The organism is Rhodanobacter sp. FW106-PBR-R2A-2-24 (assembly GCF_058789615.1).
The window spans coordinates 802,455-815,764 of record NZ_JBYTBV010000002.1 but is presented as its reverse complement, the minus strand read 5'-3'; the positions used below and the strand labels follow the sequence as shown (position 1 = coordinate 815,764).

Below are 13,310 nucleotides of genomic sequence, written 5' to 3'. Positions count from 1 at the left end.
AGGCTCTCGAATGTTCTGCATGGCAACGATTCCGACCGTGTGCGCTGCCGCCGTGGCGTGGCGTCGCATTCATTGAAAGGAGTGGCGGACCCGAGAGCACCAATCACAGAGTGACCGGGCCTATGCAAGAAATCGAACCTCCTCCACACCCGCCGGGGTCGGGCCCGGTGTTTCGGGCCGCGCAGTACGTGCGGATGTCGACCGAGCACCAGCAGTATTCGACGGAGAACCAGGGCGACAAGATCCGCGAGTACGCCGCTCGGCGCAACATCGAGATCGTCCGCACCTACGCCGACGAGGGCAAGAGCGGACTGCGCATCGACGGCAGGCAAGCACTCCAGCAACTGATCGCCGACGTGCAGGCGGGCACGACCGACTTCCAGATCATCCTCGTCTACGACGTGAGCCGCTGGGGCCGATTCCAGGACGCAGACGAGAGCGCCTATTACGAGTACATCTGCCGCCGCGCCGGGATTCAGGTCGCCTACTGCGCCGAGCAGTTCGAGAACGACGGGTCGCCCGTGTCCACCATCGTCAAGGGCGTCAAGCGAGCGATGGCAGGTGAATACAGCCGCGAACTGTCGGCGAAGGTGTTCGCGGGCCAGTGCCGCCTGATCGAACTCGGCTTCCGCCAGGGCGGGCCTGCGGGCTACGGCCTGCGCCGTGTGCTGATCGACCAGTCCGGCTCGGTGAAGGGACAGCTGTCTCGCGGCGAGCACAAGAGCCTGCAGACCGACCGCGTGATCTTGCAGCCCGGCCCGGACGAGGAAGTCGCCGTCGCCAACCAGGTCTACCGCTGGTTCGTCGAGGACGGCCTGTTCGAGTCAGAAATAGCCGACCGGCTCAACACCAAAGGCATCGTCACCGATCTCGGTCGGGCGTGGACACGGGCCACCGTTCGCGAGGTGCTGTCCAACGAAAAGTACATCGGCAACAACGTCTACAACCGACGCTCCTTCAAGCTCAAGAAAACGCGGGTGGTGAACAACCCGGAGATGTGGATCAAGAAGGAGGGCGCGTTCGAAGGCATCGTGCCGCCGGAATTGTTCTACACCGCCCAGGGCATCCTGCGTGAGCGTGCGCACCGCTTCAGCAACGAGGAACTGATCGAGAAGTTGCGACGTCTCTTCCAGCAGCACGGCTACCTCTCCGGCCTGATCATCGACGAGGCCGAAGGAATGCCCTCGGCGGCGGCCTACGCGCACCGCTTCGGCAGCCTGATCCGCGCCTACCAGACGGTGGGTTTCACACCGGATCGAGACTACCAGTATCTGGAGGTCAACCAGTTCCTGCGCCGCCTGCACCCGGAGATCGTCGGCCAGACCGAGCGCATGATCGCCGAGGTCGGCGGGGCCGTCGTGCGCGATCCAGCGACCGACCTGCTCACGGTCAACCGCGAGTTCACCGTCTCGCTGGTGCTCTCTCGCTGCCAGTTGCTGGATGACGACCGGCGTCGCTGGAAGGTGCGCTTCGACACCAGCCTCACACCGGACATCACGGTCGCCGTCCGGCTCGATGAGACCAATCAAGTCGCGCTCGACTACTACCTGCTGCCTCGGTTGGATTTCGGCAAATCGGGCATCCATCTGGCCGATCACAACGGCCTCGAATTCGAGAGCTACCGCTTCGACAGCCTGGACTACCTCTACGGGATGGCCGAGCGCAGCCGCATCCGGAGGGCCGCATGACCAAGCCACACCACGCCACCGACCTGCAAATGATTCCGGTCGATCAGATCGCCGTGCTCAACCCGCGCGACCGCAACGGCCGCGTGTTCGAGGAGATCGTCGGCAACATCAAAAGCCTCGGCTTGAAGAAGCCGGTCACGGTCACTCCGCGCGTCGATCTGGAGGATGGGAAACGCTACCTGCTGATCTGCGGCGAAGGTCGGCTCAAAGCCTTCCAGTCGCTCGGTGAGAAGGAGATTCCGGCACTGGTCGTCACGGTCAACGACGAAGACGCCTTCATCATGAGCTTGACCGAGAACATCGCCCGCAGGAAGTACAGCGCGCTGGAACTGCTGATGAGCATCGAGCAGTTGAGCCAACAGGGTTACGACAGGCGCGTCATCGCCCAGAAGACCGGCCTGAGTCTCGACTACATCAAGGGCATCTTGCTCCTGTTCGAGAAAGGCGAGGAACGTCTGCTAGCTGCCGTCGAGTCCGGGAGGGTTCCGCTCAACGTCGCCATCACCATCGCGGGGGCCAGTGACGAAGAATCGGTACAGGCCGCGCTGCAAGATGCCTACGAAAGCGGCCAACTGCGTGGCGGGCAGCTGATGCAGGCTCGGCGTGTGCTGCAGCGGCGCAGCGCCCTGGGCAAGACGCTGGCCCACCGGCCTGCGCGCAAGGGCGCGTCCGTCACCACCTCCAGCCTCGTACGCAACTACCAGCACGAGGTCGAACGGCAGAAGCTGATGGTCAAGAAGGCCGAGTTCGCGCAGCAGCGCCTGCTGTTCGTGATCGAAGCGCTGCGTCAGTTGCTGGCCGACGAGCATTTCTCCAACCTGCTGCGCGCCGAAGGCCTGGACACCTTGCCCAAGCAACTGGCCGAGCGGGTCTGGGCCGGAGGCCACGCGGCATGAGTCGGCCGCCGCTGGGCTTCATTCCCGATCCGCTGACGCTTCCTCTGGATCGCATCCTGCCGTCGCGCAAGACACCGGATGGTTTGCATACCTCCCGAAAGTTCAAGCAGATCATGGCCTCGATGGAGGCGGTCGGCCTGATCGAGCCCCTTAGCGTAGGCAAGGCCGACAAGGTGACTGGCCAGCACGTCCTGCTCGACGGGCACATGCGGTTGCTGGCGCTGCGACAGCTCGGCTACGCTGACGCGCCGTGCCTGATCGCCACCGACGACGAAAGCTACACCTACAACAACCGGATCAACCGCATCTCATCCATTCAGGAGCACCACATGCTCCGGCGCGCGGTCGAGCGCGGCGTCACGCCCGACCGGCTGGCCAAGGCGCTGAACGTGGACGTCAGCCAGATCCACAAGAAGGTGAATCTGCTCGACGGCATCTGCCCGGAGGCGGTCGAGATGCTGAAGGATCTGCACTTCGCCGCCAATCTCGGTTCGGTGCTGCGCAGGATGAAACCCACGCGGCAGGTCGAGTGCATCGAACTGATGCTCACTGCCAACAACATGACGGTCGCCTACGCCGAGGCCTTGCTCGCGGCCACGCCGCCGCCACTGCTGGTCGGCGAAACCAAACCACGGAAATTGCGGGGCGTCACCGCCGATCAGATGGCGAAAATGGAGCGCGAAATGGGAAACTTGCAAGGGCAACTGAAGCTGGTCGAGAAGTCCTACGGGCAGGACGTACTGCTGCTCGTATTGGCGCGCGGCTACCTTGGCAAGCTGATCGACAACAAGGCAGTGTTCCGCTTTCTGTCCCAGCGCCAGCCCGACGTGCTGGCCGAATTCGAGAACATCGTCCAGACGGTGACGCTGGACGGCAAATGAATGCGCCGTGTCTCCGATGCCAGTTCGCCATCGCACGCAGCGTCGCCACCTGACGATGAGCACGACGAGGCGGCGATGGCCGCACACCGCAACGCGCCACAACCCGATCCCGCCTGCCTCTACGGCCTGATTGGCGACGTCGCCCGCGCGGGCAGTGACGGCACGGAAACCAACGCCTACGCCATCGCCGCCAACTTCATGGCATATCTTTCCTGCGCGGTCGGGCGCGGCGTGTACCTGCCCATCGGCAACACCTGGCACCATGCCCGGTTGTTCTGTCTGCACATCGGGCGTTCGGGACGTGGCCGAAAAGGCGATGCGGTGTCACTGACGCTGCGCATCGATCTGGCGCTGCGAGCGATGGACGAAGCCTTCGCGCCGCAGATTCATCGCGGCGGGCTGTCCACGCGCGAAGGTCTGGCGGCGCTGATCCACGACGGCTACCGGCAAGGCCGACAGGACGTGCCCGCCATCGAGGACAAGCGTTTGTGGGTGGTCGAATCCGAGTTCGCCAATGTGCTGCATCAGGGGCGACGCGACGGCAACACGCTGTCGGCGGCGCTGCGTGACTGTTGGGATGGCGTCGATCTCAAACCCGCCACCAAGTCGAACCGGCTCTACGCCAGTGATCCACACGTCTGTCTGAGCGGCGCGATCTCACCGGGCGAGCTGACCGGCCTGATGAGCACGCGCGAATTCACCAACGGCTTCGCAAACCGTTTCCTGATGATCTGGGCCGAGCGGTCACGGATACTGCCGTTTCCGAAGGAAACGCCGCAGGCAGCGGTCGAGCATCTGGCGCACCGAACGCTGGAGGTTCTGACCTTCGTCCACGCCGACCGGCACGACGAGCGCGAACACCTGCGGATGGAACTGTCGCCCCAGGCGCAGTGGCGTTACGCCCAGTTCTACCGGGGCGAACTGCACGATGGCATCGACGATGGCGCGATTGGGGCGTTGCTGGAGCGTCGCGCGCCGATGCTGCTCCGGCTGGCCATGCTGATGGCGCTGACCGATCTGCAAACCCGCATCGACGTCCCGCACATCGACGCCGCGATGGCGTGGATTCGACACGCCACGGCATCCGTGCGTTTCGTGTTCGTCAGCGCCGCTGAAGAGGCGAAGCTGGCGCAGGTGCTGGAACTGGCGAACCGCGTGTTGGCCTTCCTGCACGAACGCGGTCAGGCCACGCGCAGCCAAATCAGCGCCGAATGTTTCCGGGGCAAGGTGCCGAAGGCGCGGATCGACGCCAGCCTGGAGCACCTGTTGGCCAGCACGCCGCCCAAGATCACGGTCCAGTGGGGCGAACGCGCCGACGGTGCGCCGGGTGCGCCACTGCGGGTGTACCGGTTGGCCACGGAGTGATGTGGAGGATTTTTTCGCTGATTTCGCCGAGGTGGATCTGCCGCAAGTGCTTGTCACCGCACTAATTTCGCTGATTTCGCTGATTTCGCCGTGTGCTCTACCATCTGAAACCGTCAGGGTCGCCCAGAACAGACTGTGCGATTCGCACCTACAGATATGGAGGCGGGCCGATGCAGCAGTTGCGGTGCTACGGTGACGACAGAAACAAGGGGTTCTGCGTGCATTGCGGCGGGCCAAGCGAAACCGTCGACCACGTCCCGTCGAAGGTTCTCTTGGACGAGCCCTATCCGGAGAATCTCATGGCGGCCCCAGCGTGCCGTGAATGCAACAATGGCCTTTCGCTGGACGAAGAATATCTGGCGTGTTTGCTCGAATGCGTCATCGCCGGGGACACCTCACCGGAAAAGCTGCACAGGGCCAAGATTGGCCGTATCTTGCGGGCGAACTCCTCGCTGTTGACCCGATTGCAACGGGCACGCACGGATAGTGCAGAAGGCCCGGTCTGGACAGCCGAAAACGACCGCGTGAGTCGCGTCGTCCTCAAACTGGCCCGTTGCCACGCGGCGTTCGAACTCAACGAGCCGCAACTCCATGATCCATCACATCTCGGAATCAAGCCGCTGCCGCTGATGATGAAAGACGAGCGCGAAGCCTTCGAACGTGATGACGACGCATTCGGCATCTGGCCGGAAGTCGGGAGCCGTGCGATGCAGAGGCTGCTCGTGGCGGGCACCGACACTTTCACTGAGGGTTGGCTGGCCGTGCAAGAAGGAAACTATCGCTTCCGTACCAGCCAAGCCAACGGGCTGACCGTGAAGATAGTCCTTCGGGAATATCTCGGCTGCGAAGTCGTCTGGGACTGATCCGGCAGGACGCATTCGTAGCGGCAAATGGATTGCGATGTGGCGATTCAGACGGGTGCAACCGTCTTCGTGTCCACCAGCGCCTGCAAATGGTCGAGTAGCAGCTTGGGAATCTGCCCGCCGGTGAGCAGCACACCGGCTTCCATGTTCTGCTCCATGGCGTGACCCGTCAGGTTGGCGCTGGTGATGAAGCACACGTCGCCGTCGGCGACGGCGACCTTGGCGTGAACCCGCCCGTCCGCGAACGGGGCCGATCGCTCGCGCCAAGCGTAGAGCTTCGCCGAGGAAACCAGCGTCCGCATCTTGCCGATCACGTCGAACGAGATGCTGCCACCATGATCCTGCGACGATTCGAGCAGCATAGCGATGCTCACACCGCGTGCGCTGGCGTCGTTCAACGCTTTCACGATGGTCGAGACGTCGTAGGCCACGAAGCTGGTGATGAACAAGTTCTGCTTGGCCGCGCCGATGACTTGCAGCAGCGCCTGTTCCGTTCGACGAGCAGAGACGAAGGGCGTCGTCGGCCCCGTCCACACGAGTTCGGTGGACTGGTGCCTCGACACGTTCTCGAATGCATGGCCTGCGGCGAGCAGCATCGAGGCCAACTCGTCGGAACCGACCGACGTGACCCGCCACGCATCGACGAGCCGATCGACGACGGCTCTTGCAGTGGCCGTGCCGACGACATCCGACAGGGAGAGGTTCGCCTTTACGTCCTCGATCTTCCGAACTCTGCCCGCCAGCGCCCGAACCTTCTCCGGCGAAACGAGACAGACCACGGCTGTGACGGCTTCCAGCAGTCTTTCCATGTCACAGCCCCGCGAAGAACGCGGCATTCCCTCGGTCGAGGGTCTGCACCAGCAATGATCTGTCGAGGTAACGGTTGCCTCGCTCGCAGGAGGTCTCGGCGACGAGGCTGCATGCATGGCAGGCCGCCGCGTGGAGCGAACGGTCTTTCGCCGGATCGTGCTCGGAGCAGAGCGGATCGGACGAGCAGATCTTCGATCGGTTCAGCGCCTGCCGGAGCAATCGCCCGAGGTTTTCCGGCTTGCCAAGATCGACGAGTCCGCCCAGCGTCCCATCGGAATCGGCTGCCGCCGTGTAAATGAGGATGCCCGCCTGGGGATTCGTGCCCGACACGTCGGCGTAGATTCGTTCGCGGATGCTCGCTGCGTTGTAGCCGCATTCCAGTGCCAGCTCGCGGATAAGGAGGTGCGAGAGCGTGTGGAGCATGGCGTACCGGATGCCGGGGTAGCCCTCGTTCGGATCGAGGTGGCGCGAATTGCGCCATCCACGATGACCCCCTTCGAGCATTCCGTCCACACGCTTGACGCCATCCTGCGCCTCCCACGTCTTCAGCGCCTGTTCGTCGAACTGGATGAAAATTCCTTCGCCGTGAACCTGATTCGCGGGAACCCAATCCGGCTTGCGGCGTGCAAGACCTGCCATCTGTGGTCGCTCGTTGGGGGCGCTCGATTCCTCGGGCGCTTCCACGCGGGTGAAGCCCAACAAGGCGTTGACCTCGCGCAATCTCTCCAGCAGCAGCACTCTGCCGATTCGATTCTCGAAGCCGGGCGGCGTGGCCACCTTCTTGCTCATGAAGTGCGGGTAGTCGGCAGGCGGATTGGCCGCCGTCAGCACTTCCCACTCCGGCCCCTTGATGTCGGCTTCACCCACCGTGTCCTGACCGCCGCCATTCCGATGGGCTTCGATGGCCGCCCAGACATCCGACGCCGGGTACTTGTCGATGCCCGGCAAGGCTCCGGTCTTCTTCAAGGTCTTCACCGTCACCGCGACGGCGGCCTCCGAATCCAGATCGTCGAAGAACTCCCATCCGTCCTGAATCAGTTGGCCGAGAGGGTCTTTGGCCTGGGGGATGGCGAGCGCCGACAGGGTGATCGGGAACCAACTGTTCGTCGAACCCAACAGGACTGCCCGTGCTTCCTCATCGCACTCTTCGTCGAAATGATCGAGGTGAGGATGTCTGCCACGGCAACTCGGCAGGTTTTCCTTCCCGGCTTTGCCAAAGGCGTGGGCCATGCTGCGCGATGCGCCGCAGGCATCGCACTTCACCCACAGGTTCTCGGTCTGCAACGAAGCCCCGCTCTCGAAGAAGCGCAGCGTTCCCTTGCATGAGCTGTTGCCGCCATGGACGAAGTAATGCCAAGGAAAATCGTCGAGGTGGCCGTCGCGGCAAGCCAAGAGAAAACGCGCCGGAACGGCGTCGGCGTCCTTCGCGGGCTGGTCACCTTTGGAGCCACGGCACCCCTTGTGGACGAAGCGGGTTCGTTCCGGACGGAAGCGGTTTTCCTTGATCTCGAACAGCCCCGCGTCGAAGGGCGACAGCAGACCGCACTTCACGCAGCGCATCCAGCGCGGAAACGGGCGGACTGGAACACCAATGTTCGCCTCCGCCGACCACGGATCGACCAGTTCACTCTTCTGGAACGGCGGCACGCGCAGGTTCTCCACCTGCGCCCCGAGAACCTTCCGGACGGCGGCGAGCAGGCGGGGCTCGCCGATGGGCTGGCATCTGTCTTTTTCCCACTGGTCGATGCCCAGTGTCACCACCGAGAGGCTTGGCAGGTCGATCAGCGCTCCAGGCCCGTACGTCCATAGCAGTTGGCTGGGGCGGACTTCCCCGACGGGTGTCTTGTTGGTGGTCATGGTCAGTCCTCGTCCTTCGGCACCGGACGCGGCTTCCATCCGTGGTCGTCCGATATGTGCCCCGTGTTCATGATCAGGCGCACGCCCGGCTCCACCTCACGCATCGACATCGGAACCGTCCAGTTGTCCCATGCATGGATGCCCGGCGACTTGACCAGGCCGACCATCGTCGCTGCCTGCGCCCCTCGCTTTTCATAGGCCAGCGTGCGACCGGGAACGCTCACTTCCTTCGCCCATTCGTCCGCACGCTCTTTCAGTTCGCGCTCGGCCAGACTCTTGATGGTGGTCGTCTCGCTGACGTTCCAAGCCCGCCTCACCAGCACGTCGATGGCGTCAAGGATCTCGGGCTTGTCGGACTTGTCCAACTCGCCCGCACCCACGTTCGGACTGAAGGCGTCGTTATCCAGACGCATCAGGCTCAGGAGCGCGCCGGTCAGGCCCCGATCCATGGCGCGCGGTGAGAACGGCGTCACCGATTGCGCTTCCACATGCTTGTAGAAGGTCGCGTGGTAGTGCTCGAAGGTTTCATAGTGCGAGAGGTCGCGTGGACGTGCCCATGTGAGCACGGTGCAGACCAAACCCGGGAAAGAACGGCCCACGCGGCTGGTGGCCTGGATGTATTCCGCCGTGCCCTTGGGCTGGCCGTTCACCGCCATCAGGCCGAGCCGGTTCACGTCCACACCAACCGACAGCATGTTGGTCGCCAGCACCACGTCGATCGCGCGGGTGTCGCCCTCGTTCCATTTCGTCACGTACTTCCCGGTGGCCGAGTCGAACGTGGCCTTGAACTTGACCTCCAGATCGTCGAGGTACTTCGGGATGTCCTGACTGGAGACGCGAGAGGTCAGTTCGCGGATGTTGTTGACGCTGCGCTGGGCGAGCGCGGGCCGTTCGACCATGCTCATCTGCACACGGTAGGAACGCGTCTGCACGTCGTCCTCGGCCAAACGCCGCATCCCGCCCAGTTCACGCAGTGAATTGAAATAGCCGACCGCCGTCATGTACGGATCGGCAGGCTCCCCGAAGCGGTCGAACAAGGCTTGGGCTGCGGTGAGAAAGGCGGTATAGACGCGGATCAACATCGCAGGCCGCGAGCTGCCTGGAGAGCACACGCCCAGATAGCGCCGTCCGGGTCGCTCTTCGATCGGACGCTGCACCGAGAAGTAGTTGTCCTCCACGTCCAAGCCATGCGGTGGGAACACAGACACGCGCCGCATGAACACGTTGTTCACTTGTTCCTTGGCTTTGCGTACTGTCGCAGTGGACGCGACGATCTTCGGTTTGACTGTCTTTCCATCGAACGTCCACCCGCACAGTTCATCGACGGCGGATTCGTACAGACCGACCATCGTGCCCAGCGGCCCGCTGATGAGGTGGAACTCATCCTGGATGATCAGGTCGGGCGGTCGAATTTGGGCAACGGGCTTCACTGCAGCAGCAGGCAGACCCTTGGTCGCCCGGTGCCCGGTATTACATTCGCAGCCGGGCCATAGCAAACCATGACGCTCGCACTCCTGGTTCACCCGACCGAACAGCGTGCGCACTTGACCGCGCCACGCCATCATGGCGAACTTGTCCACGGTGGCGATCATCATCGTTGGCGGTCGGTGGTAGATCTCTTCATCCACCGTCAGCACCGGGATGCCGGGGTGCGGCAGCTTGGCAGATTTGCCGCGAGAGAACTCGCAGCAACCTTTCTTGTCGCCGCAGTAGACCAAGGTGCGCCCTCGATCTTTGTCCACATCCACTTCGCGTCCCGGTGCGATGTCGGAGCCGCACCACGGACAACTGGTCAGTTGCGCAGGAGACGTTGCCCCGGCGTGATTCCTGCCGGGATTGCGGATGTCCTCGATGGCGCGATGGCTATCCTCGGTCGTGCCCGGCGTCACCTTGTTGCCGACCCACAAGCCGATGGTGAAAGGCTCATGACCCAAGGACGAATCACCAGCTGCCAACGCATTGCGCCGCAGCACCTCCATCGCGCAGATCAGCGCGGTGGCGCGCTGGAACTGCTGCAAGGTCAGCAGGCGCAGGGTGTAGCGCATGATCACGGCCAGACCACGAGAGGCGTCGTAGCCACCGAGCTTGCCTTGCAGACGTCGAATCGCCATGGTGAACGCCGCCACGCCAAGGTAGGCCTCGGTCTTGCCACCACCGGTGGGGAACCACAGCAGATCGGCATGGGCTTCGATCGGCTGCACGCGATCCGGATGCGTGGGATCGGCCAGCGATGGAATCGACAGCAGCAGGAACGCCAACTGGAAAGGACGCCAGCTACGGTTCTTCGGCAGGTCGAACTGATCTACGGAGACGTCCCGGCCTCGCCGTACTTCGAGCGCGTACTGGCTGCGCACACGCTGGATCGCCATCGCCTTGTTGGCGAAGCGGAAAGCCGCCAGTGCCTTTTCATCGCTCTTCAGCGTGTCGATGCCCTGCTGTAGACGCTTCTGGATGTCCCGACACCGATCCAACGCCTGTGCAGCCGAAGTGTCATACCCGACCACGTCCTCGCCGATGCGGACGCGCTGCTCGGCGATCCACGCGGTGTAGTCGTTCGTCAGTACGTTCAGGGCGGCGACCAACTCTTCGACGCCCAGTGTGGCCAGGCGCTGCATGTCGAGCAGACCGCTAGCCACCATCTCCTTCATCGCCGGGCGGTCTGCGGCATCGAGTCCCGGCGTCTCCGTGACCTGCACTTCGTATTGCGGCAGCACGGTGGTGCGCACTTCGGTGGCCAGGGTCACGTCGTTCGCCGTCTCGGCATGGACGGCGATGCCATGCCCGACCGCGAACTCGACGCGGTTGCGGTAGATCATCTCCAGCGACTCGCGTTCGGCGTCCATTCCATCGGCGTCCAGCACTGGGCGGCGGCGGAAGATGGCACGAGTGGAAGCATCCGCTTCCGCGCGGACGATCAGTTCCGGCTGGAACAGCCACGCCGTATCGCGGTTGGTGTCGGGCTCCTCCTGAGCGTTGATCAGGAACAGCGTCACCAAGCGGTCGCCGTTGGCGTTCTTGGCGCGGATGGAACCCTGTATCCGCACCGCCGGACGATTCGCGTCCGGTGCCTGATGAGGAATCACGCCTTCGGTGAGCGGCAGCACTAGCTTCCCGCCGCAGGGGATGCGCTGCCAGACCTTGGCTTTCTGTCCGTTGGGGCGCGTCAGCTCGTGCTCCTCGTTTGGAACGCGCTCGTAGCTGCCCCAACGTGCCTCGACCTCGATGCGTTCGACGTCGCCATCGACGCAGAAGGTCATGCCGAAGCTGCTCGGCACCAGAGACTGATTGCTGGCGGCGTCGATCTCGTCCGTCGAGTCGGACTCAGGCTCCACCCGCCCAGTCGCCGTCCCAAACTCCGCGCCGGGCTCATGCTGGCCGGGCACGATGGGATCGGTGGGTTCCTCGACCTCGTCCTCGGCCAGCGGGCCTTCCAACCCTTCGATGCCGCCCTTGGCATCCTCACGCGGTGCCAGCTTGCCGACCAGATAGCGATCGCGCACGCCCATGTCCACGATGCGCTCGTGCGGGCCGCCCGCCGGCCCAAGCAAATCGTCCACCACGGCCAGTTGCAGCAGTTCGCGGATGTAGGTCCGATCTTCGACCACCGACACGCCGTCGATGGTCTGGTGCAGTGCCCTGGTCACTGCCGAAACGAATTCTTCCCACTGCAGGCGACCGAGGTTCCCCAACGACGGAGGAGCCAGTGAAATCGTGGTGACTGGCACGGGTGCATCGGTGAAAGACACCCGGTCGAAAAAGATCGTGGTGGTCTCGAGATTTGAGCGAATCCGCAGCACGCGTCCAGCGCGAACGATTTCACCAGCGGTGTTCAGGACGAGAACCCAATCGTCCTCGGCGATGGCCTGATACAGGGAGCGATCGCCCTTCAGGATCAAGGTGTACGGTGCGAGCCTGCGATCGGTTCCGAGACGGTGGTCGATGGCGATCCATGCGGTGAGTGTTGTAGTCATTTTCTGGAGCCTCGAATCCACGGACTAAAGCTCGACCCGCGAGAAATGCGGATAGATGCGGTAGAACTTCCTGAACACATCGAACGGGTTTTCGCCCATGTTCGACGTTGGCAACTCGAAACCCATCTTGGCCTGGGCATCGTCGTTCGATTCCATCGTCAGCCGCTCCAGCGTAGAGAGCGCAGGCAAATCGACCCGATGCGGCGCATCGGTCGTCGCATGGAATTCCCATGCCCGCACCACTTCCTCGATGGTCTTGTCGTCGTTCTGGCAGACCACGAGGGCTGCCGTCACCATCGCCTGCCCGTCGGCGTAGTGCGTGGCCAGTGCCCAGACGATGCGGCGATCTCGAAAACTGAGAACTTCCTTTTCAACTGCCAGCTTGAGCGCATGTAGCAGGCTTCTCCCGAAGTTCTCCTGCTTCATCCCATCTGCAATCAGTCCATTCGGGAAAAGCGCACCGAGTCGCCTTTGGAATGCCTGAAGTCGCCACTCCATAAGCTCTGCTTCCGAAAGATTTCCGTCTGGCCTGCCGAGTGAGCTGGGATTTGCATTCAGAGTAATCCGCAAAACGCTGCCGATCGGGACGGTGCCAATGGTGCGCGCGAACCGCTCGATCTGAGAGGTGATGCCCTTGGGTTCCGTGTAGTCGAACCAGATGATCGCGGGTGAATCGAGATCAGTTTCGTCCAGATAGTCTTCGAGACTCTTGTGGACGCACTCGATCGAGGCGATGGGGCGATTGAACAGCTGGCGCTTGTGAACCTGCTCCTCCGTCTCGATGCAGGTCATCTTGGCGATGCCGACCCGACCGTGGATCAGCCGGAAGTCTTCGAGGAAGGGCCCACCCAGGCCGACGTAGTGGTACTTTTCGAGCGCGAGTTTCGGAGCAAGCCGCATCAGCAGCGACAGGAACAGCTCCCGATCCACGGCTTTGTTGGGCCGTAACCGGTACGGCAGCGACGATCCAGCACTCATC

General features: G+C 63.1%; 9 protein-coding genes. 5 read left to right on the top strand and 4 right to left on the bottom strand.

Going from position 1 to position 13,310, the window contains the following annotated elements:
• The first annotated feature begins 122 nt into the window (after window positions 1–122).
• The 5 genes from AC3WQA_RS04970 (at window position 123) to AC3WQA_RS04950 (ending at window position 5,693) form a co-directional block, all read left to right on the top strand.
• Entirely contained in the window at window positions 123–1,688 is a 1,566-nt protein-coding gene (locus AC3WQA_RS04970) for a recombinase family protein (RefSeq protein ID WP_492673977.1), read from the top strand.
• Window positions 1,685–2,584, top strand: coding sequence for a plasmid partitioning protein RepB C-terminal domain-containing protein (locus AC3WQA_RS04965; RefSeq protein ID WP_492673976.1), 900 nt, complete (start codon window positions 1,685–1,687; stop codon window positions 2,582–2,584). The genes AC3WQA_RS04970 and AC3WQA_RS04965 overlap by 4 nt, the downstream gene beginning before the upstream one ends.
• Window positions 2,581–3,465, top strand: coding sequence for a plasmid partitioning protein RepB C-terminal domain-containing protein (locus tag AC3WQA_RS04960; RefSeq protein ID WP_492673975.1), 885 nt, complete (start codon window positions 2,581–2,583; stop codon window positions 3,463–3,465). The genes AC3WQA_RS04965 and AC3WQA_RS04960 overlap by 4 nt, the downstream gene beginning before the upstream one ends.
• A gap of 75 nt (window positions 3,466–3,540) precedes the next feature.
• Window positions 3,541–4,830 (top strand): YfjI family protein, encoded by a 1,290-nt coding sequence (locus tag AC3WQA_RS04955; RefSeq protein ID WP_492673974.1) that lies wholly within the window; start codon window positions 3,541–3,543, stop codon window positions 4,828–4,830.
• A gap of 170 nt (window positions 4,831–5,000) precedes the next feature.
• Complete coding sequence (locus AC3WQA_RS04950; RefSeq protein WP_492673973.1) at window positions 5,001–5,693, top strand: hypothetical protein; 693 nt, start codon at window positions 5,001–5,003, stop codon at window positions 5,691–5,693.
• A 47-nt stretch (window positions 5,694–5,740) separates the two neighbouring features.
• On the opposite strand, the gene drmC is transcribed toward AC3WQA_RS04950, so the two are convergent.
• From drmC to AC3WQA_RS04930, 4 genes are read right to left on the bottom strand one after another with little or no spacing between them, the layout of a single operon-like run.
• Window positions 5,741–6,502, bottom strand: a complete 762-nt coding sequence (gene drmC / locus AC3WQA_RS04945) for a DISARM system phospholipase D-like protein DrmC (protein WP_492673972.1) — start codon at window positions 6,500–6,502, stop codon at window positions 5,741–5,743.
• Between the two features lies 1 nt (window position 6,503).
• Complete coding sequence (gene drmB / locus AC3WQA_RS04940; RefSeq protein WP_492673971.1) at window positions 6,504–8,360, bottom strand: DrmB family protein; 1,857 nt, start codon at window positions 8,358–8,360, stop codon at window positions 6,504–6,506.
• Window positions 8,361–8,362: 2 nt separating this feature from the next.
• Window positions 8,363–12,331: a DISARM system helicase DrmA gene (gene drmA / locus AC3WQA_RS04935; RefSeq protein ID WP_492673970.1), complete on the bottom strand. Its 3,969-nt coding sequence runs from the start codon at window positions 12,329–12,331 to the stop codon at window positions 8,363–8,365.
• 24 nt (window positions 12,332–12,355) lie between these two features.
• Window positions 12,356–13,309, bottom strand: coding sequence for an O-methyltransferase (locus tag AC3WQA_RS04930; RefSeq protein ID WP_492673969.1), 954 nt, complete (start codon window positions 13,307–13,309; stop codon window positions 12,356–12,358).
• Window position 13,310 lies beyond the last annotated feature (1 nt).